Origin of the sequence: Ferribacterium limneticum, assembly GCF_020510585.1 — a bacterium.
Classification (GTDB): domain Bacteria; phylum Pseudomonadota; class Gammaproteobacteria; order Burkholderiales; family Rhodocyclaceae; genus Azonexus.
Genome location: NZ_CP075190.1, coordinates 550,857 through 575,994, shown reverse-complemented (window position 1 = coordinate 575,994; position 25,138 = coordinate 550,857). Strand labels below are relative to the sequence as shown.

26 protein-coding genes are annotated in these 25,138 nt (G+C 63.6%); 21 read left to right on the top strand and 5 right to left on the bottom strand.

Features of this window, described 5'->3' with window-relative positions; genetic code table 11:
* Positions 1-106: 106 nt before the first annotated feature.
* Positions 107-2,251, bottom strand: coding sequence for a UvrD-helicase domain-containing protein (locus tag KI613_RS02775; RefSeq protein ID WP_226403698.1), 2,145 nt, complete (start codon positions 2,249-2,251; stop codon positions 107-109).
* A gap of 218 nt (positions 2,252-2,469) precedes the next feature.
* Between KI613_RS02775 and KI613_RS02770 the strand changes: the two genes are divergently transcribed.
* From KI613_RS02770 to holA, 4 genes are all read left to right on the top strand, one after another.
* Positions 2,470-2,820, top strand: coding sequence for a hypothetical protein (locus KI613_RS02770; RefSeq protein WP_226403697.1), 351 nt, complete (start codon positions 2,470-2,472; stop codon positions 2,818-2,820).
* 236 nt (positions 2,821-3,056) lie between these two features.
* Positions 3,057-5,669 (top strand): leucine--tRNA ligase, encoded by a 2,613-nt coding sequence (gene leuS, locus KI613_RS02765; protein WP_226405666.1) that lies wholly within the window; start codon positions 3,057-3,059, stop codon positions 5,667-5,669.
* Between the two features lie 11 nt (positions 5,670-5,680).
* Positions 5,681-6,208 carry an LPS-assembly lipoprotein LptE gene (locus KI613_RS02760; RefSeq protein ID WP_226403696.1) on the top strand — a complete coding sequence of 176 codons (528 nt, stop codon included), beginning with the start codon at positions 5,681-5,683 and terminating at the stop codon, positions 6,206-6,208.
* Entirely contained in the window at positions 6,208-7,215 is a 1,008-nt protein-coding gene (gene holA / locus KI613_RS02755; protein WP_226403695.1) for a DNA polymerase III subunit delta, read from the top strand. Before KI613_RS02760 ends, holA begins: the two co-directional genes overlap by 1 nt.
* 6 nt (positions 7,216-7,221) lie before the next feature.
* On the opposite strand, the gene KI613_RS02750 is transcribed toward holA, so the two are convergent.
* Complete coding sequence (locus KI613_RS02750) at positions 7,222-7,461, bottom strand: hypothetical protein (protein WP_226403694.1); 240 nt, start codon at positions 7,459-7,461, stop codon at positions 7,222-7,224.
* A gap of 125 nt (positions 7,462-7,586) precedes the next feature.
* Between KI613_RS02750 and KI613_RS02745 the strand changes: the two genes are divergently transcribed.
* The 7 genes from KI613_RS02745 (at position 7,587) to KI613_RS02715 (ending at position 13,200) form a co-directional block, all read left to right on the top strand.
* Positions 7,587-8,843 (top strand): glutamate-5-semialdehyde dehydrogenase, encoded by a 1,257-nt coding sequence (locus KI613_RS02745; protein WP_226403693.1) that lies wholly within the window; start codon positions 7,587-7,589, stop codon positions 8,841-8,843.
* A gap of 74 nt (positions 8,844-8,917) precedes the next feature.
* On the top strand, positions 8,918-10,093 hold the full coding sequence (locus KI613_RS02740) for an acyl-CoA dehydrogenase (RefSeq protein ID WP_226403692.1): 1,176 nt from the start codon (positions 8,918-8,920) through the stop codon (positions 10,091-10,093).
* 49 nt (positions 10,094-10,142) lie between these two features.
* Entirely contained in the window at positions 10,143-10,622 is a 480-nt protein-coding gene (locus tag KI613_RS02735) for a methylated-DNA--[protein]-cysteine S-methyltransferase (RefSeq protein ID WP_226403691.1), read from the top strand.
* Positions 10,600-11,508: a site-specific tyrosine recombinase XerD gene (gene xerD, locus KI613_RS02730; protein WP_226403690.1), complete on the top strand. Its 909-nt coding sequence runs from the start codon at positions 10,600-10,602 to the stop codon at positions 11,506-11,508. Before KI613_RS02735 ends, xerD begins: the two co-directional genes overlap by 23 nt.
* Before the next feature lie 9 nt (positions 11,509-11,517).
* Positions 11,518-11,709 carry a hypothetical protein gene (locus KI613_RS02725; protein ID WP_226403689.1) on the top strand — a complete coding sequence of 64 codons (192 nt, stop codon included), beginning with the start codon at positions 11,518-11,520 and terminating at the stop codon, positions 11,707-11,709.
* 32 nt (positions 11,710-11,741) lie between these two features.
* Positions 11,742-12,233 (top strand): Cys-tRNA(Pro) deacylase, encoded by a 492-nt coding sequence (gene ybaK / locus KI613_RS02720; protein ID WP_226403688.1) that lies wholly within the window; start codon positions 11,742-11,744, stop codon positions 12,231-12,233.
* Between the two features lie 91 nt (positions 12,234-12,324).
* A complete protein-coding gene (locus KI613_RS02715) occupies positions 12,325-13,200 on the top strand; it encodes a ZIP family metal transporter (protein ID WP_226403687.1) in 876 nt (291 codons plus the stop codon).
* Positions 13,201-13,295: 95 nt separating this feature from the next.
* Here the strand turns inward: KI613_RS02715 and KI613_RS02710 are convergent, their stop codons facing one another.
* A complete protein-coding gene (locus tag KI613_RS02710) occupies positions 13,296-13,646 on the bottom strand; it encodes a dihydroneopterin aldolase (protein ID WP_226403686.1) in 351 nt (116 codons plus the stop codon).
* 75 nt (positions 13,647-13,721) lie between these two features.
* Here KI613_RS02710 and plsY point away from each other — a divergent pair, with 75 nt between their 5' ends.
* On the top strand, positions 13,722-14,318 hold the full coding sequence (gene plsY, locus KI613_RS02705; protein ID WP_226403685.1) for a glycerol-3-phosphate 1-O-acyltransferase PlsY: 597 nt from the start codon (positions 13,722-13,724) through the stop codon (positions 14,316-14,318).
* Here plsY and KI613_RS02700 read toward each other — a convergent pair.
* The gene (locus tag KI613_RS02700) at positions 14,315-15,712 is read right to left on the bottom strand and encodes a sensor histidine kinase (protein ID WP_226403684.1); all 1,398 of its coding nucleotides are present in this window, start codon (positions 15,710-15,712) and stop codon (positions 14,315-14,317) included. The two genes, plsY and KI613_RS02700, sit on opposite strands and share 4 nt — an antisense overlap.
* Positions 15,709-16,374: a response regulator gene (locus tag KI613_RS02695; RefSeq protein ID WP_226403683.1), complete on the bottom strand. Its 666-nt coding sequence runs from the start codon at positions 16,372-16,374 to the stop codon at positions 15,709-15,711. Before KI613_RS02695 ends, KI613_RS02700 begins: the two co-directional genes overlap by 4 nt.
* 180 nt (positions 16,375-16,554) lie before the next feature.
* On the opposite strand from KI613_RS02695, the gene KI613_RS02690 reads away from it, so the two are divergent.
* The 9 genes from KI613_RS02690 to KI613_RS02650 all read left to right on the top strand — a co-directional run bounded on the left by KI613_RS02690 (position 16,555) and on the right by KI613_RS02650 (position 25,136).
* Positions 16,555-17,934 (top strand): porin, encoded by a 1,380-nt coding sequence (locus KI613_RS02690; RefSeq protein WP_226403682.1) that lies wholly within the window; start codon positions 16,555-16,557, stop codon positions 17,932-17,934.
* Positions 17,935-18,075: 141 nt separating this feature from the next.
* A complete protein-coding gene (locus tag KI613_RS02685) occupies positions 18,076-19,170 on the top strand; it encodes an ABC transporter substrate-binding protein (protein ID WP_226403681.1) in 1,095 nt (364 codons plus the stop codon).
* A gap of 90 nt (positions 19,171-19,260) precedes the next feature.
* Complete coding sequence (locus KI613_RS02680; RefSeq protein WP_226403680.1) at positions 19,261-20,931, top strand: ABC transporter permease; 1,671 nt, start codon at positions 19,261-19,263, stop codon at positions 20,929-20,931.
* Positions 20,924-21,991 carry an ABC transporter ATP-binding protein gene (locus KI613_RS02675; RefSeq protein ID WP_226403679.1) on the top strand — a complete coding sequence of 356 codons (1,068 nt, stop codon included), beginning with the start codon at positions 20,924-20,926 and terminating at the stop codon, positions 21,989-21,991. The genes KI613_RS02680 and KI613_RS02675 overlap by 8 nt, the downstream gene beginning before the upstream one ends.
* Positions 21,992-22,092: 101 nt before the next feature.
* Positions 22,093-23,178 carry an AbrB family transcriptional regulator gene (locus KI613_RS02670; RefSeq protein WP_226403678.1) on the top strand — a complete coding sequence of 362 codons (1,086 nt, stop codon included), beginning with the start codon at positions 22,093-22,095 and terminating at the stop codon, positions 23,176-23,178.
* Positions 23,175-23,345 carry a hypothetical protein gene (locus tag KI613_RS02665; RefSeq protein WP_226403677.1) on the top strand — a complete coding sequence of 57 codons (171 nt, stop codon included), beginning with the start codon at positions 23,175-23,177 and terminating at the stop codon, positions 23,343-23,345. Before KI613_RS02670 ends, KI613_RS02665 begins: the two co-directional genes overlap by 4 nt.
* 24 nt (positions 23,346-23,369) lie before the next feature.
* The gene (citC, locus tag KI613_RS02660; RefSeq protein ID WP_226403676.1) at positions 23,370-24,395 is read left to right on the top strand and encodes a [citrate (pro-3S)-lyase] ligase; all 1,026 of its coding nucleotides are present in this window, start codon (positions 23,370-23,372) and stop codon (positions 24,393-24,395) included.
* Positions 24,385-24,651: a citrate lyase acyl carrier protein gene (gene citD / locus KI613_RS02655; RefSeq protein ID WP_226403675.1), complete on the top strand. Its 267-nt coding sequence runs from the start codon at positions 24,385-24,387 to the stop codon at positions 24,649-24,651. The genes citC and citD overlap by 11 nt, the downstream gene beginning before the upstream one ends.
* Positions 24,648-25,136, top strand: coding sequence for a PPC domain-containing DNA-binding protein (locus KI613_RS02650; protein WP_226403674.1), 489 nt, complete (start codon positions 24,648-24,650; stop codon positions 25,134-25,136). Before citD ends, KI613_RS02650 begins: the two co-directional genes overlap by 4 nt.
* Positions 25,137-25,138 lie beyond the last annotated feature (2 nt).

Here is a 25,138-nt window from a genome sequence, read left to right as displayed (position 1 = left end):
TCTGCTTATTTTTGCGAGACAACGAGGTTATCACCGTGCCGGCCGGCGATCTACCGTCCGACGATTTGAATTTTGGTCAAATTTTCCAGTTGACCGTGGGATTGCCTCAAACCGGCGTCAACTTGGCGTACTCGAGCGCCAGCCACTTCATGCCGCTGCCCCCGAAGTTGATCTGGACGCGCGCATCGGCGCCACGCCCTTCGGTGGACACGATGACGCCAATGCCGAACTTGGCGTGCTCGACTGTCTGCCCAATACGCAGGCCACCAGACGCCACCGGCTCGGCATAACCGCCACCGAACGAGCCGAAAGCCGGAAAAGCCGCCGCCGGCGCCGCCTTCTTGTTGAGCTTGAGCAACAATTGCTCGGGGATTTCATCGAGAAAGCTGGACGGCACGCAATAGCGCGTCTGGCCGTGCAGCATGCGGGTCTGCGCACACGACACATAGAGACGCTGACGGGCGCGGGTGACTGCGACATACATGAGCCGGCGCTCCTCCTCCAAACCGTCCTTGCCCTCGTTGATCGAGTTTTCGTGCGGGAACAGGCCCTGCTCCAGGCCGGTGATGAAAACCACGTCGAATTCCAGCCCCTTGGCGGCGTGCACCGACATCAGTTGCACCGCCTCCTGCCCTTCGCCAGCCTGATGTTCGCCGGCTTCCAGCGAAGCCAGGGTGAGGAAGGAGACCAGCGCCCCGCCTTCGCCTATAGCCCCTTCGTCGTCGATGAAGGTGGCGGCGGCGTTGATCAGTTCGTCCAGATTCTCCAGCCGATCCTGGCCTTCCTTGTCGGTCCGGTAATGCTGGGCCAGACCGGATTTCTCGATGATGTGCTCGACCATTTCCGGCAGCGGCAGACCTTCCGTCTCGACGCGCAATTGTTCGATCAAGCGGATGAAAGCGCCGACCGTCTGGCCGGACTTGCCGGTCAGCGAAGCGGCTGCGTTATACAGGCTCGAATTGGTCTGATGCGCCGTCGCCTGCAGGTTTTCGAGCGAACGGGCGCCAATGCCGCGGGTCGGGAAATTGACGACGCGCAGAAAAGCCGTGTCGTCGTCCGGATTGCCGAGCAGGCGCAGATAGGCCAGGGCGTGCTTGATTTCCTGGCGCTCGAAGAAGCGCAGGCCGCCATAGACCTTGTACGGCACGTTCTTGGTGAACAACTCGTTTTCGAGCACGCGCGACTGGGCGTTGGAGCGGTAAAGCAGCGCGATCTGCGTCGGCGAGATGCCGTCACGGACCAGTTCGCGGATTTCCTCGACGACGAAACGCGCCTCGTCGAGATCGGAATAAGCCTCGAAGGCACGGATCGGCTCGCCTTCGCCGGCGTCCGTCCACAAATTCTTGCCCAGACGCTCGCGGTTGTTCTTGATGATGGCATTGGCCGCCGCCAGGATATTGCCGTGCGAACGGTAGTTCTGTTCGAGGCGAATCACATTGTCGCCAGCGTAATCACGCTCGAAATCGCGCATGTTGCCGACTTCTGCGCCGCGGAAGGCATAGATGCTCTGGTCGTCATCGCCGACAGCAAAGACCACGGCGCCACCGCCAGCCAGCAGTTTCAGCCAGGCGTACTGGAGCTTGTTGGTGTCCTGCACCTCGTCGACCAGGATGTAACGGAAGCGATCCTGGTAGTGTTTGCGCAAAGGTTCGTTGCGCTGCAGCAATTCGTAGCAGCGCAAGAGCAGTTCGGCAAAGTCGACGACGCCTTCGCGGTTGCACTGGGTTTCATATTCGGCGTACAACTCGACGCGTTTTTGCGTGTAATTGTCGTAAACCTCGGCCTGCGCCGCCCGCACACCCTGCTCTTTATGGGCATTGATGAAGTGGCACAGTTCGCGCGGCGGATACTTCTCGTCATCGACATTCAGGTTCTTGAGCAGCCGCTTGACCATCGCCAGCTGGTCGGCCGAATCGAGGATCTGGAAGGTCTGCGGCAACCCGGCCTCGCGGTAATGCGCCCGCAGCAAGCGGTTGCACAGGCCGTGGAAAGTACCGATCCACATGCCGCGCGTATTGATCGGCACCAGTGACGACAGCCGCGCCGTCATCTCCTTGGCCGCCTTGTTGGTGAAGGTCACCGCCAGCACGCCGTGCGGCCCGACCTGGCCGGTCGACATGAGCCAAGCAATGCGTGTAGTCAGCACCCGGGTCTTACCACTCCCCGCCCCGGCGAGAATCAATGCATGGACGGGCGGCAGCGTAACTGCCTGAAGTTGCGGCGAATTCAGATTTGCAAGGAGATCGGACATGAAGTCTCTAGGGAAAACCGGGCAGGACCCGGCTAATTGGTCGGACCAATTAGTTGCGTTTGTACAACGAAAACTACAATTGCGTGCATTTTTTCACAGTCGAGAGCCGAGTGCACACGTATACTTGCCTTAAAAATATTGCAGTGCACAAAACTATTAGCCCACAAGGCAGTCTTAACAGCAGTAGCTACCGCTACACGTAGTAAAGGAGAACCAGCATGAACAGCATGAATCCACCGAAGATCCTGCCCTGGATCGCCCGCAAGGCCGGTATCAGCGACGAACTCGCGCTCAAGTTGTGGCGCCGCGCCGTCAGCGAAGCCGAGTACCTCACCGGCAAAACCGAAGGCTCCGCCTACTGGGGTCTGGCCATCGATCGTTTCCTGGCCATCGTCGAAGACGAAGTCGGCAACGTTCAATCCTACAACCTGGCCCCCGCTCCACAGCTTTCCTGGATGTGGCGCCACCAGTCCCGGATGTCCCTGCTCTCACTGGCAGCCACCCAGAATGCCTACCGTTACTGGCAGAACACCTGGGAAGGCATCTACCAGCAAAAAAAAGCGGCGTGACCGGGCGACGTTAAGTTGATTCCCCGCTGATGCGGAGCGTGCAGGCTCCGCGCCAGCCCCACCCGGTCACTTTCTATCGCCAGGGAAAAGTTTTCGACCGTGCTGCGGTCGACACAAAAAACGGCTAAAAACCAAGGGCGCCAGACCTGCCTCGCCCTCATCGCCGACGAGTCGGGATCAACCGGTATAATTCGCGGTTACTCTCCGATTTTCAGCGAATGAACCCCGCCATGCCCATGCAGGACAAATACACCCCGGCCGACATCGAGCGCGCCGCCCAGGACCACTGGAACAAGACCGGCGCCGCGCGCGCCGTCGAAGACGCCACCAAACCCAAGTACTACTGCCTGTCGATGTTCCCGTATCCATCCGGGAAACTGCACATGGGCCATGTCCGCAACTACACCATCGGCGACGTGCTTTCCCGTTTCCACAAGATGCAGGGCTTCAATGTCCTGCAACCGATGGGCTGGGACGCCTTCGGCATGCCGGCCGAAAATGCTGCACTGCAAAATAATGTACCGCCGGCGGGCTGGACCTATTCCAACATCGACTACATGCGGAAGCAGTTGCAGTCGCTCGGCTTCGCCATCGACTGGGAACGCGAATTCGCCACCTGCACGCCCGAGTACTACCGCTGGGAGCAGTGGCTGTTCACCCGCCTTTACGAAAAAGGCCTGGTTTACAAGAAACTCGGCACGGTGAACTGGGACCCCGTAGATCACACCGTGCTCGCCAACGAGCAGGTCATTGACGGCCGCGGCTGGCGTTCCGGGGCACTCATCGAGAAGCGCGAGATCCCCATGTATTACATGAAGATCACCGCTTACGCAGAAGAACTGCTGAGCGAACTCGACAACCTGCCGGGCTGGCCGGAACAGGTCCGTCTGATGCAGAAAAACTGGATCGGCAAGAGCACCGGCGTGCGCTTCGCCTTCCCGCTCGCCGACAATGCCGACGAAAAGCTGTGGGTATTCACCACCCGCGCCGACACCATCATGGGCGTCACCTTCGTCGCCGTCGCCGCCGAACATCCGCTGGCCACCCGCGCTGCCGCCAACAACCCTGAACTGGCCGCCTTTATTGAGGAATGCAAGAAGGGCGGCGTTGCCGAAGCCGACATCGCCACGATGGAAAAGAAGGGCATGCCAACCGGCATCTTCGTCACCCATCCGCTGACCGGCGAACAGGTCGAAGTCTGGGTCGGCAACTACGTGCTGATGAGCTACGGCGACGGCGCCGTGATGGCCGTGCCGGCCCACGACGAGCGTGATTTCGCTTTTGCCCTGAAATACAGCCTGCCGATCAAGCAGGTCGTCGCGGTCGACGGCGAAACGGCGTTCAGCCACGAAGCCTGGGCCGAGTGGTACGCCGACAAGCAGCGCGGCGTACTGGTCAATTCCGGCAAATACGACGGCCTCGGCTACGAAGCCGCCGTCGACGCCATCGCCGCCGACCTCGCCGCCCAGGGTCTGGGCGACAAGAAGGTGCAGTTCCGCCTGCGCGACTGGGGCATTTCCCGCCAGCGTTACTGGGGCTGCCCGATCCCGATCATCCACTGCAAGACCTGCGGCGATGTGCCGGTGCCGGACGAGCAACTGCCGGTCGTGTTGCCGGAGAACGTCGAAATCACCGGCGCCGGTTCGCCGCTGGCGAAGATGCCCGAGTTCTACGAGTGCAAGTGCCCGAAGTGCGGCGGCGACGCCCGCCGTGAAACCGACACCATGGACACCTTCTTCGAGTCGTCCTGGTACTTCCTGCGCTACGCCTGCCCCGACAACACCACGGCCATGGTCGACGAGCGCGTCGCCTACTGGTGCAAGGGCGGTATCGACCAGTACATCGGTGGTATCGAGCACGCCATCCTGCACCTTTTGTACTCGCGCTTCTTCACCAAGCTGATGCGCGATGTCGGCCTGATCGGCGATCTCGGCGAACCGTTCGCCAATCTGCTGACCCAGGGCATGGTCGTCGCCCCGACTTTCTACCGCGATCTCGACGGCGGCAAGAAGCTGTGGATCAACCCGGCCGATGTCGACGTCGTGACCGACGAACGCGGTCGCCCGACTGGCGCCACGCTGAAGGCCGACGGCCTGCCGGTGGTCATCGGCGGCACCGAGAAGATGTCGAAGTCAAAGAACAACGGCGTCGACCCGCAGGCCCTGATCGATCAATACGGCGCCGATACGGCCCGTCTGTTCATCATGTTCGCCTCGCCGCCCGACCAGTCGCTGGAATGGTCCGATGCGGGGGTCGAGGGCGCTTACCGCTTCCTGCGCCGCCTATGGAAAACGACCTACGACCACGTTCAGGCCGGCCTCGTCGATTCCAGTTTTGAGCAAAATTCCCTGTCGACCGTGCAAGCCGACCTGCGGCGCAAATTGCACCAGACGATGGGCAAGGTCGCCGACGACTACGGCCGCCGCAAGCAGTTCAACACGGCCATCGCTGCCGTCATGGAACTGCTGAACGCCTACGACAAGACTGATCTCTCCGACGCCACCGGACGCAAGCTATCCCAGGAAACGCTGGAAAGCATCGCCTTGCTGCTCTTCCCCATCGTCCCGCACATCGGCCAGGCGCTCTACGCCGAGCTGAAGCCGGGCGAGGATGCTGGCGTGCAAACCTTCCCGAAGGCCGATCCAGCGGCGCTCAAGCAGGACGAGATCGAGCTCATGGTGCAGGTCAACGGCAAGCTGCGCGGTTCCATCCGCGTTTCTGCCGAAGCCGACAAGGCGAGCATCGAAGCCGCCGCGCTGGCATCCGAAGGCGCCGTCAAGTTCATGGAAGGCAAGCCGGCGATGAAGGTTGTCGTCGTGCCGGGCCGTCTGGTCAATATCGTCGTCTAAGGAAAGCCGCCATGCGTTCGCCGCTCCGCCTGCTTCTCGCCCTGATCATCGCCGCCGCCCTCACCGGCTGCGGCTTCCATCTGCGCGGCGTCGGCAGCGGCAACCTGCCCTACAAGACGATGTACATCGCCTTGCCGGACACGGCTGACGTCAATATCTGGCTGCAGCGCTACATCAAGGCCAGCGGCAGCACCGAGATCGTCGAGGACGCCAAGGCGGCCGATGCCATCTTCCAGCAACTAGGCGACAACCGACTGAAGACCATCCTCAGTGTCAATGCCCAGGGCCGGGTGCGCGAATACCGGCTGCAGCTGACCTACACCTTCCGCATCGTCAACCAGAAGGGGCAGGTGCTGGTCCCGTCCAACGAGGTGGCGCTGACCCGCGACATTTCCTTCGACGACTCGAACATTCTCGCCAAGGATATTGAAGAGGGCCTGCTCTGGCGCGACATGAACAATGACCTGGTCAACCAGATCATGCGCCGGCTGAGCATCATCAAGCCGAAAAACCCCGACGCAGCAGAAGACGACGAGTAATGCTGCTCAAGGGCGATCAGCTGGCGGGGCATCTCGAACGCGAATTGCGTCCGCTTTATGTTCTGTACGGCGATGACCCACTGCTCGTCATCGAAGCCGCCGACGCCATCCGTGCCAAATCACGCCAGCAGGGCTACAGCGAACGCGAAGTACTGACCGTCCTGCCGCAGTTCGACTGGGGAACATTGCTCGCCGCCGGCGGCAACATGTCGCTGTTCGGCGATAAAAAACTGATCGACCTGCGCGTTCCGACCGGCAAGGTCGGCAAGGAAGGCAGCGCTGCACTGCAGCAGTGGTGCCAGAACCTGTCGATGGACAACCTGCTGCTCATCACCCTGCCCGAACTCGACTGGCGAGAGGAAAAGGCCGTCTGGTTTACCGCCCTGGTCAATGCCGGCGTCGCCATCAAGCTCATGGCACCGCCGCTGGCCGAGTTGCCGGGCTGGATCGTCGGCCGGCTGCGGCGTCAGCAGCAGAGCGCCGATCTCGAAAGTCTCAAGTTCATCGCCGAGCGCGTCGAAGGCAACCTGCTCGCCGCTCACCAGGAAATCCAGAAACTCGGCCTGCTCTATCCGCCCGGCCAGCTAAGCCAGGCGCAGATTCGCGATGCCATTCTCAACGTCGCCCGCTACGACATCGACGGCCTTCGCGAGGCGCTGCTCTCGGGCGACGTCGCCCGTCTGACCCGGACGCTTGATGGCCTGATGCAGGAAGGCGAAGCGCCGCCGCTGGTGTTATGGGCGATGAGCGAGGAAATCCGGGCGTTAACCATCATTCGCGCCGGCATGGATGCCGGCAAGCCGGTGGACATGCTGCTCAAGGATGCCAAGGTCTGGGGCCCGCGCGCCAACCCGGTAAAAAAAGCGCTGCAACGCCTGTCGACCGCAGCGCTCGAAGCGGCGCTGCAACATGCCGGAAAAATCGACCGACTGGCCAAGGGCATCGGTCACGGCAATATCTGGGAAGAATTCCTGCGGCTCGGCCTGCGCCTCACCGCGGTTAAATAAGGATGCTCAAGCCGCCTTGCTGTCGGCGGCCTTGTCCTCAGGTGGCGTGTCCGGCTCCAGATCCTCCCAGAGGCAGGCACGCTCCTGACGCACATCGTGCAGCCCCTGTTTGACCTTCTCCTGCACCAGGCATTCGCCGGCGCATTTCTCGGTAACCACCACCAGCTTCATCTCGGTATCAACCTGGCGTTCGCCGTCCCAATAGCTACACGTAGCACAGACCTTCACTTCGGTCGGTAAAATCAATTTTTCTGCCATCTTGTCCTCGACGGAAAGCCCTATTGTCACTGCGGATAAGAGTTTACCCGGTTCTGGAAGTTCCCAGTTATTTGTCTGGCTATAATGTTCTTTTGCCCCGCACGAAGAACATCATGGATATCAAGCATTACATGCAGACCGTCGGCCGGCAGGCCCGTGCTGCCTCACGCCGCGTTGCCTCGGCCTCGACGGCCGAAAAGAACGCCGCCCTGCTCGCCATCGCCGCCGCCATCCGCCGCGAAAAGGCTGCTCTGGTCGCCGCCAACCAGCAAGACCTGGCCGCCGCCCGCGCTGCCGGGCTTGAAACCGCCATGCTCGACCGCCTGACGCTCACCGAAAAAGGCGTCGACAGCATGGCCGAAGGCGTCGAGCAGGTTGCCAAGCTGCCCGATCCGATTGGTGAAATGGGCGAATTCAAATACCAGCCGTCCGGCATTCAGGTCGGCAAGATGCGCGTACCGCTCGGCGTCATCGGCATCATTTACGAAGCCCGGCCGAATGTGACGGCCGATGCCGCAGCGCTGTGCCTAAAATCCGGCAACGCAGCCATCCTGCGCGGCGGCTCGGAAGCCATCCGTTCCAACCGCGCCATCGCCGCGCTGGTCCACGAAGGCCTGAAAGCCGCCGGGTTGCCGGCCGATGCCGTGCAGGTCATCGACACCACCGACCGCGCCGCCGTCGGCGAACTGATCACCATGCGGGAATTCGTCGATGTCATCGTGCCGCGCGGTGGCAAGGGCCTGATCGCCCGCCTGCTGGCCGAATCGCGCGTACCGATGATCCAGCACCTCGACGGCAACTGCCACGTCTACCTCGAAGAGGAAGCCGATCCGAACAAGGCGCTGAAGATTGTAGAGAACGCCAAGACTCAGCGCTATGGCACCTGCAACACCGCCGAGTCGCTGCTCGTCGACCGCAGCGTCGCCGCCATGCTACTGCCGCCGATCGCCCACATGCTGACCGCCAAGGGCGTCGAAATCCGTGGCTGCGCCGAAACCTGCGCCATCGTGCCGAATGCCGTTCCGGCCACCGACGAGGATTACTACACCGAGTTCCTGGCGCCGATCATTTCGGTCAAGGTCGTCGCCGGTATCGACGAGGCCATCGAGCACATCAATAAATACTCGTCGCATCACAGCGAAGCCATCGTCACCGACAACCATCCGAAAGCCATGCGCTTCCTGCGCGAAGTCGATTCGGCCTCGGTCATGATCAACGCCTCGACGCGCTTCGCCGATGGTTTCGAATACGGCCTGGGCGCCGAAATCGGCATTTCGACCGACAAGATCCACGCCCGCGGCCCGGTCGGTCTGGAAGGACTGACCAGCCAGAAATGGATCGTGCTCGGCGACGGACACGTCCGAGCCTGAGCGGACAAGCGCGGCATTCCCTGAAATCCACAAGTCCCCGCGCTGGCGGGGACAACTTTTTCCGGAGCAAGCAGATGGCCAAACCTTCCTTCACCTGGGAAGACCCTTTCCTCCTCGACAGCCAACTGGCCGCCGACGAGCGGCAAGTCCGCAACGCCGCCCGCGACTTCGCGCAAAAGGCGCTCAAGCCACGCATCCGCGATGCCTTCCGCAATGAAACGACCGACCCGGCGATCTACCGCGAAATGGGTGACATGGGCCTGCTCGGCGCGACGCTGCCGCCGCAGTTCGGCGGTGCCGGACTCAATTACGTCTCCTACGGACTGATCGCGCGTGAGGTCGAGTCGGTCGATTCGGCCTACCGCACGCTGTTGAGCGTCCAGTCCTCGCTGGTCATGCTGCCGATTTACGAATTTGGCTCCGACGCGCAGAAGGAAAAATATCTCAAGAAGCTCGGCAGGGGCGAGCTGATTGGCTGTTTTGGTCTGACCGAGCCGAATTCCGGCTCGGATCCGTCCAGCGCCACCACCGTCGCCCGCCCCGTGCCCGGTGGCTGGAAGCTTTCCGGGCGCAAGACGTGGATTACCAACTCGCCGATGGCCGACATTTTCATCGTCTGGGCCAAGGATGACGCCGGCGCCTTGCGCGGCTTCATCCTAGAAAAAGGCATGGCCGGGCTGTCGGCACCGATCATCAACGGCAAGGTCAGCCTGCGCGCCTCGATCACCGGCGACATCGTGATGGACGAAGTTTTTGTTCCCGCCGAGAACCAGTTGCCCAACGCCAGCGGCCTCAAGGGGCCGTTTACCTGCCTCAACTCAGCCCGTTTCGGCATTTCATGGGGCGCCCTCGGCGCCGCGGAAGCCTGCTGGCACACGGCACGGCAATATACGCTGGAGCGTCAGCAGTTCGGCCGGCCGCTCGCCGCCACGCAATTGATTCAGAAAAAACTGGTCGACATGCAGACCGAAATCGCCCTGGGGATTCAAGGTGCGCTACGCCTCGGCCGCATGATGGACGACGGTAGCGCGACGCCGGAACTGGTCTCGCTGATGAAGCGCAACAGCACCGGCAAGGCGCTGGAAATCGCTCGCAACGCCCGCGACATGCTGGGCGGCAACGGCATTTCGGATGAATTCGGCGTCATCCGCCACATGGTCAATCTCGAATCGGTCACCACCTACGAGGGCACGCACGATGTGCACGCGCTGATCCTCGGCCGCGCCCAGACCGGCTTGTCGGCTTTTTGAATTTTGGCCGTTTTTTCCGGTCGACCGTAGCATTGACCACGGAGGCATCATGAAAACCAACGCCTATCAAGCCATCGTCGCCGCGCCTGGATTCTCGCTTGGCGTGCAGTGCAGCGCCGACGAAATCACTGGCATCGACTTCCTCGAACCGCGCCCGGAACAAGCGCCGGCAACACCACTGGCGGCCGAAGCCGTGCGTCAGCTCAAGGCCTACATCGCCGACCCGAGCTTTGTTTTTGGCCTGCCCCTGCGCCCGGCCGGCACCCATTTCCAGCGCCGCGTCTGGGAGCAGATTTCAGCCATTCCGACCGGCCGGACCCACACCTACGGCGAAGTGGCGAAAAACATCAAGAACGCCCCGCGTGCCGTCGGCCAGGCCTGTGGCTCGAATCCCTACCCGGTTGTCGTGCCGTGCCATCGCGTCGTTGCCACCGGTGGAGGGCTCGGCGGTTTTGCCCGCGAGCGCGGCGGTTTCCTGCTCGACGTGAAACGCTGGCTATTGACGCATGAATCCAGCCTCCCCGGCTGACCTTGCCGAGATCGACAATTTCTGCGACGCCCTGTGGCTGGAAGACGGTCTGGCCAAGGCGACGCTGAACAGTTATCGCTCCGACCTTGGCCGGCTCTCCCTGTGGCTGGCCAATAACGCCAACGAGCCGCTGCTCGACCTGCGCGAAACGACGCTGACCGGCTTCATCGCCAACCTCGCGAAACAAACCCGGGCCAGCTCGCAGGCCCGCTACCTGTCCACGCTGCGCCGCTTCTACCGCTGGCAGCTCGGCCGCGGTCGCATCGTCGCCGACCCGACGCTCAAGCTGGCCAACCCGAGCCGCCCGTCGCGCCTGCCCAAGGTCATGTCGGAAAAACAGGTCGAGGCCCTGCTCGACGCGCCTGACCTCGACACCCCGCTCGGCCTGCGCGACCGCGCCATGCTTGAAACGATCTACGCCACAGGCTTGCGCGTTTCGGAACTGGTCGGCCTGCGCCTGCACGAAGTCAGCCTCGCCGACGGCGTCCTGCGCGCGCTCGGCAAGGGCAGCAAGGAGCGCCTCGTGCCGCTCGGCCAACTGGCCATCGAATGGATTCAGCGCTACCTCAACGAAGCCCGACCGGACATCCTCAACGGCCAGCAGAGCGACGACCTGTTCGTCACTGCGCGCGGCGGCGCCATGACCCGCCAGGCCTTCTGGCACCTGATCAAGCGCTACGCGCTGATCGCCGGCATCGCCCCGGAAAAGCTGTCGCCGCACGTCTTGCGCCACGCCTTTGCGACCCATCTGCTCAACCACGGCGCCGACCTGCGCGTCGTCCAACTGCTGCTCGGCCACGCCGATATTTCGACGACGCAGATTTATACCCACGTTGCCCGCGAACGACTCAAGACGCTGCACGCGGTGCATCACCCGCGCGGCTAAGGGAAACCCATGTCATCGCCGCGTTGCAACCAGTGCACCTACTATTTCATCACCCATGAACTGCCGTTCCGCTATGGCTGCCGCGCCCTCGATTTCAAAAGCCAGCGCCGGCCCGAACTCGATGTGATCGCTTCCTCGGGGCAGGCCTGTCTCTATTTCCAGCCCAAGACGCCTGTCAATCCGCCCCGGCGGGGGATGTAAAATCAGCCAAGAACATTGAAACCCGTCACGCCATGGCAAAACCAGAACACGCCCCCGAAACGCAAGCCACCAAGTTCCTCAAGGCGAACAAGGTGGCCTTCTCGACCCATCTCTACGACTACGAGGAACACGGCGGCACCAAGGTGTCGGCGCGCGAACTCAATGTCGATGAACATGCGGTGGTCAAAACATTGGTTTTCGAAGACGAGAACGCCAAGCCGCTGATCGTCCTCATGCACGGCGACTGCAAGGTTTCGACCAAGGAGTTGGCGCGGCAGATCGGCTGCAAAAAGGTCGAGCCGTGCAAGCCGGAGGTGGCCAACCGCCACACCGGCTTCCTGGTCGGTGGCACCAGCCCATTCGGTACCAAGAAGACGATGCCGGTGCATATCGAAAAAACCATCCTCGACCTGCCGCTGATCTACATCAACGGCGGAAAACGCGGCTTTCTGGTCGGCGTCCATCCGCACGACATCCTGCGCACACTGCAGCCGAAGGTAGTCGAAGCGGCGCTCAAGGGGTGATTGCCAATAACAATCGACAGCATTTAAGCAATCGATTGGCGCTATAACATAGCAATCCATAAAGTGGCACTCAAGACAAAGGAGCGCCACCATGACCCAACTAGTTATCCAGCACTACGCCCGGCCGACTGCCCGTCGCCATCTGTGGATCGGCATGGCGATGGCCGTTGTTGCCGTCGCCTTCGGCATCGAACAGGCCGTCCATTGGCTTGCCGCCCACCCGATGGCCGCCCAGGGGCTTGAAGCCAGCCTGCTGGCCGGCGCGGCGACCGGGCTTGGCGCCATTCCCGTGCTCATGCTCCGCCGCCCGTCGGAACGGCTGATGGCCCCGATGCTCGGTTTGGCCGGCGGCATGATGCTCGCCGCCAGCCTGTTCTCGCTCCTCGTCCCGGCCGTGCAGACGGTGATGGCCAGCGACGCCGTGTGGTCGCTCGGCATCGCCACGGCCGGCGCCTTGTTGGCCGGCGTCGCCGCCATGCAGATGCTGGATCGTCGTTTGCCGCACGAGCATGTCGAAGAAGTCGAAAGCAGCGGCATGCAGCCCAACGTCGCCCTCGTCGTCGCCGCCATCGCCATTCACAACGTGCCGGAAGGCTTGGCGGTGGGGGTTGCGGCTGCCGCCGGCGCCGACCACGGCATGAGCCTCGGCATCGCCTTGCAGAACATCCCGGAAGGCTGGATCGTCGCCAGCGCCATGGTGGCGCTCGGTGCCGCGCCCTTGCGGGCCGCCCTCATCGCGCTCGGCACCGGGCTGGTCGAGCCGGTCGGCGGCTTGTTCGGCGTCATCGCCAGCACGCTCGCCGGCGCCGCCTTGCCGATGGCACTGGCCGCCGCAGCCGGGGCGATGCTCTGGGTGGTCAGCCACGAGATGATTCCGGCCTCGCACCAGCCGGGGCGGGTGGGCGCCGGGACGGCCGGCCTAGCCACCGGTTTTGCCGTGATGACAGTGCTGGCGGCAGCTTTTTGAGCCGGTTTTAGCCGGGAAAGGCCATTCCCACGGTCAACCGGGAAAAATGGCCAAAATTGAAATGCCCCTCGCCCGCTGGTGAGGGGCAAAAATGCTCAGAGCGAGCGTTCGATGATGACGCCGACGCGCTTGACGCCCGGCATCATGCCGAGCTTGGCGACCGATACACGGACCCAATGCACGGCGAAGGTTTCCAGCACGTAGCTCGCCACGTGTTCGGCCAGCGCCTCGATCAGATTGAAGTGCACGGCGGCCAGGTCGGCGCGCAGTCGGTCGACGACCACGGCGTAATCGACCGTGTCGCGAATGTCGTCGCTGGCCCCGGCCGAGGCGGTAGACACGCCGATCTGCAGTGAAATTTCGACCGTCTGCGGCATGGCCTTCTCGCGCGGATAGATGCCTATCCAGGTTTCGGCGCGCAGTTCTTCGAGGAAAATGATGTCCATAGGGCGGTCGACCGCAGCAGCGGTGTAAAATTTGGCGCGATTGTACCCCAGCGACCAAAGCCACCTAAGCGCCCCATGCAAATAGCCCTCGCCCTGATTGCCGCCTACCTGCTCGGCTCCGTTCCCTTCGCCATGATTTCCTCGAAGCTCTTCGGTCTGGCCGACCCGCGCACCTACGGTTCGGGCAACCCGGGCGCCACCAACGTATTGCGCAGCGGCAACAAGAAGGCCGCGCTATTCACCCTGCTCGGCGATGCCCTCAAGGGCTGGGCCGCCGTCTTCATCGCGCAGCAGATGGGCTTTTCGAACACCGTCATCGGCCTCGTCGCGCTCGCCGTCTTCCTCGGCCATCTCTACCCGGTTTTCCTCAAATTCAAGGGCGGCAAGGGGGTCGCCACCGCCGCCGGCGTGCTCATCGCCCTCGACCCGCTGCTCGGCCTCGCCGTCGCCGGCACCTGGCTGTTCATCGCCTTCGCCTTCCGCTATTCATCGCTCGCCGCTGTCGTCGCCGCCGGAATGGCCCCGGTCATTTCCGTGCTGATGCACGGCGGCAGCGGCCAGACGGTCGTCGTCGGCATCCTCGGCATGGCCCTGATCGGCAAGCATTGGCAAAACATCCAGCGCCTGATGGCCGGCCAGGAATCGAAGATCGGCAGCAAGAAGAAAGCCTAAGCCGAAGGCTCGGCCAGCGGCAAGAAAACCTCCACCAGCAAGCCGTGTCCGTCCGGCGCGTCGCTCAGTGCGATGTCGCCGCCATGGCCGTGCACGATTTCGCGCACGATAGCCAGCCCCAGCCCACTCCCCGTGTAGTCACCGCCATCGAGGCGGAAGAAGCGGAGAAAGACCTGGGCGCGAAACTCGGCCGGAATGCCCGGCCCGTTGTCGATGACCCGCACCCTGGCGGTCGCCGCCTTGTCCGGTGCCAGATCGACGGCCACCGTGACCACCCCGTTCTCCGGCGTATAACGCAGCGCGTTGTCGACCAGATTGGCGATCAGCTCGCGCAGCAGGACTGAGTTCCCGGCAACAATGAGCGGCCTGCTGTCACCCTCGAAACCGAGGTCTATCCCCTTGCGCGCTGCCAGCGGCAGCAGTTCGACCACCATGTCACGGGCCACGGCCGAAATATCGACCGCCTGGCGCGCCACCATCAGACCGTTGATCGGCTCGGCCCGCGACAAGGACAATAGCTGGTTGGCCAGGCGGATAGCGCTGCCCAGGCTGCGGTGCAAAGCTTCGATGGCCGGCCGCATTTCCGGCTCGCCGTGCTGACGCAAGGCGTATTCGGCCTGCGTGTTGAGGACCGCAAGCGGCGTGCGCAACTGATGCGCCGCATCGGTGATAAAGCGGCGCCTGGCCTCGACCATGGCGCCGATCCGTTCCATGTGCAGGTTGATGGCGTCGACCAGCGGCTTGACCTCGTGCGGCACGCCAAGCGCGTTGATCGGTGTCAGATCGTCCTCCGGCCGCAGGCGAATCGCCTGCCCCAGGTTGTCAATTGGCTGCACGGCTATCATTGTCGCCAAGAGCGCGACAGCCAGGGCGACAACGATGAGCAGCGCCTTGCGCGCCACTTCGCGCGAAAAGAGGTGATGCACGACCTCCTGCCGGGTATTGATCGTTTCACCAACGATGACGATGACCGGTTTCGGGAACTCGGCGCGATAGAGCGGCTTGAGCATGGCGCCAAAACGCAGTTGCTGGCCTTTGTAGACACCATCGTAGAAAACCAGGCTGTTCGGCGAAATACTCTCCGGCAGCGGCAAGTCCTCATAACCGGTAATCGCCTTGTCGCCGGGAATGCCGACGCTGTAGAAAAGGCGGTCGGAACTGCCGGCTTCGAACAGTTCGAGCGCCGAATAAGGAATGTCGACCACGATCTCGCTCTCGGTGGCGTAAACCCGTTCCGCGATACCCTTGACCGAGGCCGACAACGAGCGGTCGTAAGCCTGATTGGCCGCCCCCAGCGCATCGCTGTAGCTGAACCAGGCATCGACCGCCAGTAGCGCCGAAAGAACGCCGAACAGCCAGATGGCGAGCCGGCGCTTGAGGCCCGGCGCTTTCAAGTCGCCTCGCCGATCATGTAGCCGAGACCGCGTACCGTGGTGATCTGCGCCCCCGAACCTTCGAGTTTCTTGCGCAGCCGATGGACGTAGATTTCGATCGCCTCGGCCCGGGCGTCCTGGTCCAGGCTGAAGATCTTTTCGAACAGCGCATCGCGCGCCACCGGCCGCCCGACCCGGGCGAGCAGCGCCTCGAGCACGGCCAGTTCGCGCGGCGTCAGCGCCAGCGGCGTCCCGCGCACGGTCGATAGCCGGCTGACCGAGTCGTAGACCAGCTCACCCAGCCTGACCTCCGGATTCTGCCCGGCCGAACGGCGCAGCAGGGCTTTGAGCCTGGCCTCCAGTTCGGCCAGCACGAAAGGCTTGGGCAGGTAATCGTCGGCCCCGAGGTCGAGGCCCTTGATCCGGTCATCGACCGTGCCGCGCGCCGTGAAGATCAGGACTGGCACGCGCGAACCGCGAGCCCGCAGGTTGCGCAGCACGTCCAGCCCGTCCTTGCCGGGCAGCGACAGGTCGAGCAGTACGGCGTCGTATTCGCCGGTCAGCAGAAAATGTTCGGCATGGTCGCCGCGATCGGTCGTATCGACCACATTGCCCGCCTGAGTCAGGGCCTTCGCCACCCACTCGCAAAGCTCCGGGTGGTCCTCCACCAGCAGAATTCTCATGTTGTCTCCTCGGTCGGCTCGGGGCGGGGCCATCCCGCCGGCCGGACTCATTGCCCGTGATTGTTCCCCGACAGGACAGCGAAAGCAAATCGAAAGCCTGTTTGTTTCTAATGGCCTCCAACCCGGTATCGCACCCACCGGGCAACCATCCGTGAAATGAAATTCCAAGGAGGAGACAAAATGCAGAAACACCCGATCAACCTCGCCATCCTGGCCTGCTTCGGCAGTCTGGCCCTGGCCGCCCCGGCCCAGGCCGCAACGATGGACGAGCTGCAGGCCGAGATCCAGGCCCAGAAGGCCCGCCTCGAAAAACTCGAGGAACTGCTCCAGGCCACCGCCGCCACCGCTGCTGTCGCCACCAAGAAGGCGGAACAGGCCAGCAAGGCCGTCGCCGAAGCGCCAGCCGCGAAAAAGAGCAAGGGCCTGAGCATGCCCGAGGGCCTGACCATCTACGGCATCGCCGATGCCGGCGTCGAAGTCGGCGATTACGGCCATGGCACCAAGGCCCGCATCCAGAGCGGCCTCGGCTCGGCCAGCCGGCTCGGCTTCAAGGGCCTGCGCGACTTCGGCGACGATCTCTCGGCCTACTTCCAGCTCGAAGCCGGCGTTTCCTACGACAACGGCCAGAACACCGGCCATTCGAGCAACGTCAGCAACCCGGGGGCCGGCACCGCCTCGTCCGCTGCGCCGAACACCACCGGTGTTGCCATCTTCTCGCGCAATACCTTCATCGGCCTGAACAGCAAGAAATTCGGCGACATCCGCTTCGGTCGCGACTACGCCCCTATCTACTCACTGGCCAGCCCCTCCGACCCCTTCACCATCGGCGGCGCCACGGCCTTCCGCCTGTGGTCGAGCGCTGCAGCGAGCCGTTTCGACAATGCCGTCTTCTATGCTTCGCCGACGCTGGGCGGCTTCCAGGGCAAGATCGCCTACTCGGCCGGCATGGAAAACAACAGCGAGGCTGATGTCGGGATCACCGGCGGCACGCCGGGCAATACCGCCACCGGCCCGGAAAACGAAGGCAAGGGCGTCAGCGCCAGCCTGAGCTACGCCAAGGGTCCGCTCTTCGTCGGCGCCGGCTACCTGTCCTTCCAGCGCACGGGCACGGTCAGCGCACCGGCGAGCGAAAACATCAATCGCACCTCCTACAACCTTGCCGCCACTTACGACCTGAAGTTCGCCAAGTTGTACGCCCACTTCCTGCACGGCGAAGACACCCAGGAGGGCGCTGCCACCTACAAGAGCCTCGACCGCAACGTCTGGTGGCTGGGCATGGCCGTGCCGTTCGCCGACCGCCATACCGTGCGCGGTGTTTATGGTCATCTCGACGACCGCATGAGCACCAATCGCGACTCCGATCACCTCGGCGTCGGCTACGAATTCGCGCTCGACAAGCAGACCGACCTCTACGCCTACTACGCCCAGGTTTCCAACAAGAACGGCGGCCAGAACTCGCTGTGCGCCGGCGGCACCTGCCAGGGCTTCGACAAGGACTCGGGCCTGCCGGTCAATTACACGCCGAAATCCCTGATGCTCGGCGCCCGCTATCGTTTCTGACGGTCAACCGGAAAAAACGGAAAAAAACGAAAACCGGGCCCGCCCCGAAAGCAGTTTGAAAGGCTGGCCCGGTAGCATCAAGTCACATGCGGTTGGCCAAAAGGCAACCGACAGTGACAAAATCAAAAGACAGGAGACATCATGAAACTGACTCGTCGCAACTTCCAGCGCTGCCTGACCGCCGGCCTTATTGCCGCGGCCCTCGGTACCAGCACCCCGTTGCTCGCCCAATCGGCCCCCGACCTCATCGCCGCCGCCCAGAAGGAAGGCAAGCTCTCCATCTACGGGGTGACCGACAACGAACAGACCAACCATCTGATCCGCGAATTCCGCACCATGTACCCGGCCATCCAGATCGAGTACAGCAACATGAGCACGACCGAGCTGTACAACCGCTTCATTTCGGAATCGGCTGCCGGCAGTTCGGCCGACGTCACCTGGTCGTCGGCCATGGACCTCCAGGTCAAGCTGGTCAACGACGGCTACGCCCAGCCGCACAAGTCGGTTGAAACCGCCAAGTTGCCGGAGTGGGCCAACTGGAAGAACGAAGCCTTCGGCACCACCTACGAACCGATCGGCATCGTCTACAACAAGCGCCTGGTGCCGGCCGCCGACGTGCCCCAGAGCCACGCCGATTTCATCAAGTTGCTGACGACGCAGGCTGACAAGTACAAGGGCAAGGTCACCACCTACGACCCGGAAAAATCCGGTGTCGGCTTCATGCTGGTCAGCCAGGACAAGCAGGTTAACGGTGCGGGCTATGCCGACCTGCTCAAGGCCTTTGGCGGCGTCCAGGTGCGGGTCCAGGCGTCGACCGGGACGATGATGGAACGCATCGCCTCGGGCGAGAACCTGATCGGCTACAACCTCAACGCGGCCTACGCGCTGACCCGCGCCAAGAAGGATCCGTCGATCGGCATCGTGCTGCCCAAGGACTACACGCTGGTCATCAGCCGGGTGATGTTCATCGCCAAGAATGCGAAGAACCCGAACGCCGCCAAGCTCTGGCTCGATTTCGTGCTGTCCAAGAAGGGTCAGGAAATCATCGCCAACAAGGCTGATCTCTACGCCATTCGCCCCGACGTCGAAGGCGAAACCACGGCCAGCGGTCTGAAAAAGCAGCTCGGCGACGCGCTGCGCCCGGTGCCTATCGGCACTGGCCTGCTGACCTACCTGGATCAGGCCAAGCGCCTCGATTTCCTCAAGCAGTGGAACGGCGCCGTCAAGGCGAAATAAAGGCGCCCCACCGCCGCCCCGGCCCGGACCTGCGCCCTTGCGCAGGCCGGCGCTGAGGGCCCGATCCACCTCAAATCCAAGGTGACCCTCATGTTACAAACATTGCCCAGACGGGTAGTGGTGACCCTGCTCGCCCTTTCCGTCTTCTTTCCGCTCGGCCTGGTGATCTACCAGAGCGTGCTGTCCGGCCCCTTCTTCATGAAGACCGCGACGCTCAGCCTGGAATCCTTCGCCTTCATTTTCGACGATCCGGACTTCTGGTCGGCGACCAAGAACACGCTGTTCATCGCCGTCGGCATGACCGTCATCGCCATTCCGCTTGGTGCCATCCTGGCCTTCATCATGGTCCGCACCGACCTGCCGGGGCGCAAGTGGCTGGAGACGCCGATCCTCATCCCGATCTTCGTCTCGCCGGTCGTCCTCGGCTTCGGCTATGTCGTCTCGCTCGGCCCGGTCGGCTTCTTCTCGGTCTGGTTCCAGGACATCTTCGGCGGTGTGCCGTGGAACATCTACTCGCTCGCCTCGATCGCCGTCATCGCCGGCCTGACGCATGTACCTCATGTGTATCTCTACTCCTCGTCGGCCCTGCGCAATCTCGGCTCCGATGTCGAGGAAGCGGCCCGCCTGTCCGGCGCCAGCCCCTTCCGCGTCGCCCGCGACGTGTCGATCCCGATGGTCTCGCCGGCCCTGCTTTACGTCGGCGTGCTGGTCTTCTTCCTCGGCTTCGAGATCTTCGGCCTACCGCTGATCCTCGGCGATCCGGAAGGCCACCTGGTGCTCACCACCTACCTCTACAAGCTGACCAACAAGCTCGGTACGCCGTCCTACCACCTGATGGCTGCGGTGGCGACGTGCATCATCGCCGTCACCTTTCCGCTCGTCCTCCTGCAGCGCGCCCTGCTCAATAACGCCCAGCGCTTCGTCTCGATGAAGGGCAAGTCGGCCCGCCAGCGTCCGCTCGCCCTCGGCCCATGGAAGTGGCTGGCCCTCGGCCTGATCGTCGCCTGGCTGTTCCTCACCGTCTTCGTGCCGATTTCCGGCGTGGCGCTGCGCTCGGTGGTCAGCAGTTGGGGCACCGGGGTCAATATCCTCGAAGTACTGACGCTCGACCACTTCCACGCCGTCTTCGAGGAATCGACGATGATCCGCTCGATCGTCAATTCCATCCTGATCGGCACCATCGGCGGCGCCATCGCCGTCGGCGGCTACCTGCTGATCGGCCTGGCCACCCACCGCCAGCCGGACGGCCTGTCACGCTTCGTCGATTACGTCATCCTGACCCCACGCGCCGTGCCGGGTCTGATGGCCGGTCTGGCGGTGTTCTGGGTCTTCCTCTTCGTGCCTTTCCTGGCACCGCTGCGGTCGACGCTGTTTTCGGTGTGGTTCGCCTACTCGGTGGTCTGGCTGGCCTACGGCATGCGGCTGATCCAGAGCGCCCTGATGCAGGTCGGCCCGGAACTCGAAGAAGCCGGCCGGCTGGTCGGCGCCTCGCGCTCCCGGGTGTCGCGCGACATCACCGTGCCGCTCATTCGCAACGGCCTGCTCGGTTCCTGGCTGCTGATCTTCATGATCTTCGAGCGCGAATACTCGACCGGCGTCTATCTGCTCTCCCCCGGCACCGAGGTGATCGGCGCACAAATCGTTTCCCTGTGGGCTTCCGGCGCCGTCGATGTGGTTGCCGCCCTGTCCCTGATCAACATGCTGCTGGTCGGCGTCGGCCTCGCCTTGGCGCTGCGTTTCGGAGTAAAACTTCATGACTGAAAATACCATCCTGACCGTCGACAACCTCGCCCTGTCCTACGGCAGCAATCCCATCCTCAAGGGCGTCTCGATGCACTTGCGGCGCGGCGAAGTGGTTTCCCTGCTCGGCCCTTCGGGCAGCGGCAAGACCACCCTGCTGCGGGCCGTCGCCGGCCTCGAACAGCCGCACCACGGCAGCGTCGCCATCGCCGGCCGGGCCATTTACGATGCCGCTGCCGGGATCGATATCCCGGCTGAAAAACGCGAGCTTGGCCTGGTCTTCCAGTCCTACGCCCTGTGGCCGCACAAGACGGTGTTCGACAACGTCGCCTATCCGCTCAAGCTGCGCAAGGTGGCCGACAACGAGATCACCCAGCGCGTGCACACGGCACTCAAGAACCTCGGCCTCGACCACCTCGCTGAACGCTACCCTCACCAGTTGTCGGGTGGCCAGCAGCAGCGCGTGTCGATCGCCCGGGCACTGGTCTACAACCCGCCGGTCATCCTGCTCGACGAGCCGCTCTCCAACCTCGACGCCAAGATGCGCGAGGAAGCCCGCGCCTGGCTGCGCAACCTGATCGTCGAGATGCAGCTATCGGCGCTGGTCGTCACCCACGACCAGTCAGAAGCGATGGCCATGTCCGACCGCATCCTGCTGTTGAACGGCGGCGTCATCGAGCAGCAGGGCGCCCCGCAGGAAATGTACAGCCAGCCGCAGACCTATTTTGTCGCCGACTTCATGGGCAGCAACAACATCATGAAAGGCCGTATCGGCGACATTCGCGGCGGCAGCGCCCGCATCGACCTCGACAACGGCATTTCGGTGTGGGGCCTGCGCCGCACCAATGCCGCGATCGGCCAGGAAGCCAAGGCGGTCATCCGCGTCGAGCAGATGCAACTGGCCGACGGACCGGGCGAACACCGGACGGAAATCGATCTCGCCACCTCGATGTTCCTCGGCGACCGCTTCGAATACGTCTTCCATGCCGGCAGCGACCTGCTGCGCGCCTGGGGCAAGTGCCAGGAAGCACCGGGCAAACGCTGGCTGGCCTTCCCGCCGGACGCCGTCTGGGTCTTCTGAGGCCGGCTGAAAAACTACTGCACCTTGGCGTCCGTTCCAGCCCCCCTCTGGGCCGGGCGCCCTATTTCAATTTTGGGCCTTTTTCCCGGTTGACCGTAAGAATGCCGACTTCCTCCCCACTGCACCGCCTCATGCTGCGCATCCTGCCCGCCCTGCTGCTCGCCACGCTGGCTGGCAGCCTGGCTCAGCAACTGCACGTGCCGCTGCCGTGGATGATCGGCCCGCTGTTCACCATCGCCCTGCTGCGCATGGCCGGGGCGCGCCTCGAAGGCCCGCCGGGCGGCCGGCAAGTCGGTCAGTGCGCGATCGGCACAGCGCTCGGCCTCTATTTCACGCCCGAAGTACTCGGCCAACTGGGCCGCCACGGCCCGGCCATCGTCCTCATGGCGGCCAGCGCCGTCGCCGTCGGCCTGCTCGGCGCCTTGATGCTCCGTCGGTGGACTGACGTCTCGCCAGCCACCGCCTTTTTCGCTGCGCTGCCCGGCGGCGCTTCGGAAATGGTCGTCCTCGCCGAGCGCCAGGGTGGCGCCGTGGACCGGGTCGCCGCCGCCCATGCGCTGCGGGTCATGCTGGTGGTCAGCAGCGTACCCTTCGTGCTGGTCCATTGGAGCCATGGCGGCGACGAAACTTTCTGCCCTCTCAGCACGGCGGTGGACTGGCTGCATCTGCCCATCCTGTTCGCCTGCTCGCTGGCCGGCGTCGCCCTGTTTGGCACCCTGCGCATCGCCAACGCCTGGGTGCTCGGGCCGCTGGCCTGCGTCGGCGGCCTGACCGCCTTGGCCATCCCGCTCTCCGGGCTACCGCCCGAACTCGTCAATGGCGGCCAGTTGCTGCTCGGCGTCGCGCTGGGCAGCCGCTTCTCGCCATCCTTCTTCCGCGCCGCCCCGCGCTTTCTCGGCGTGTCGACGCTGGCCACCGGCCTGGCCCTGCTGCTCAGCGGCCTGTTCGTCTGGCTGCTCGCCCGCTTCGTCGCCCTGCCGCTGCCTTCGCTGGCGCTCGCCGCCTCGCCCGGCGGCATGGCGGAAATGAGCGTCACCGCCAAGGTCATGCACCTCAGCGTGCCGCTGGTCACTGCCACCCACGTGCTGCGGGTGGTGCTGCTGACCGTCTGCGCCCCGCCGCTATGTCGCCATTTCCTCGCCTGGCAAGCCAGATCGAATCCACATCATTCAGGAGACCAAGCATGAACATCGCCCCTCTACCAAGCTCCCGCCCACCCGCCGCCAATCCCGGCCAGCAGGCCGCAGCGAACTCTCCGCCTGGCGTTGATAGCGGCCAGCCAGCCGCCGCCAACCCACCTCGCGCCAACGCCGAACCCGAGCTGGCCGTCGTCGCCGTGCTTGGCTACAACTGACCCGCCGCCCCCCGGGAATCCCACATGATCGCTGACCTGTTCGCCCCCACCGATGTTGCCGCCGCCCGGCGACTCATCGAAGGCAACGGCCTGACCTTCGAGCCGGGTTTCGACGACCTGGTCGGCGTACACGAACAGGGCAGCCTGGTTGCCGTCGGCGCCCGGGCGGGACGTGTTCTCAAGATGCTCGCCATCGACCCCGCCCACCGCGGCGGCTCCCTGCTCGGCGAGATCGTTACGGCCCTGGTTTCGCGTGGCATCGAGGCCGGATTCGATGCCCTTTTCGTGTTCACCAAACCGGGCTTTGCCAGCTCCTTCGAGTCCCTGAACTTCACCCTGCTCGCCGACCAGGGCCAGGCGGTACTGCTCGAATTCGGCAACGGGCTCAAGCACTGGCTGGCCGCGCACAGTCCCTTGCGCCGCGCCGGCGTCAACGGCGCGGTGGTGGTCAACTGCAACCCGTTTTCCCAGGGTCACCGCTACCTGATCGAGACTGCGGCACGCCAGGTGGACCACCTCTACGTCTTCGTCGTCGCCGAAGACCGCTCGGCCTTTCCCTTCCCGGTCCGCTGGCAGCTGGTCGTCGACGGGGTGCGCGACATCGCCAATGCCGTCGTCCTCGACACCGCCCATTACCAGATCAGCGCCGCCACTTTCCCAACCTATTTCCTCAAGCAGGACGATCCGGTGGCGAGGATCCAGATGGAACTCGACCTGAGGCTTTTCGGCACGCGGATCGCCCCCTACTTCGGCATCAGCCGGCGCTTCGTCGGCAGCGAACCGCATTGCGCCCTGACCCGCAGCTACAACGAGGCAATGCAACGCCTGCTGCCGCAGCACGGCATCGCAGTGACGGAAATACCGCGCCTCGAAACCAGCGCCGGGGTGATCAGCGCCTCCCGCGTGCGCGAACTGGTCGCCCGCAACGAGATGGCGCCATTGGAAGCGTATCTGCCAGCCAGCACCCTCGCCTATTTGCTCAGCGAGGAGGCGGCGCCGATTCGCCAGCAACTGCAACAGAGACTAAAGGAGGCAAGCCATGAAAATTGAACGCAAGGGCCAGGCCGGCACCATGCAGTCGAGTGACCTGATGGTCATCGTCGAGCCGGCTGACGGGCTGGTCATCGAGATCGAATCGACCGTCAAGAAGCAGTTCGAACATCTGATCCGCGCCAAGCTGGAAGAAGTCCTGGCGAAACACGGCGCCGAAGGTGCGCGGGTCAGCGTCAATGATCGCGGCGCTCTCGACTACGCCATCGAGGCCCGCCTGGAAACCGCCCTGCGGCGGGCTGGAGGTCTGTCATGAACGAAGCCAAGGACAAGGGTTATTGCTACAAGGAGTACGGCCATGGCCGCCGCTTCTTCCTGAAGATTCTCCCCGGCGAGCGCCTGGTCGACATCCTGACCCGGTTCACCCAGCACGAGGGGATCCGCCATGCGGTGATCGTCTCGGCCGTCGGCTCGGTCAAGAACGTCCGCCTCAACGACATCAAGAGCGGCGCCAAACTGCCGATCACGGCGGCGCGCCTGACCCCGCACGCGGTCGAAGGACCGCTCGAACTGCTCGGCCTGACCGGCAACATCGTGCCCGACGAAAGCGGCGAACCCTTCTGCCACCTGCATATCATCGCCAGCAAATCGTCGGGTGACGTCGTCGGCGGGCAAATGCAGGATGCCGAGGTCTTCGCCTCCTGCGAAATCGTGCTGACCGAACTGGTGATCGACGGCATCGCCCGCCATCAGTCGAAATCGGCCGGCACCTCGAACGTCTTCTTCGCCGGGGAGGAATGAGC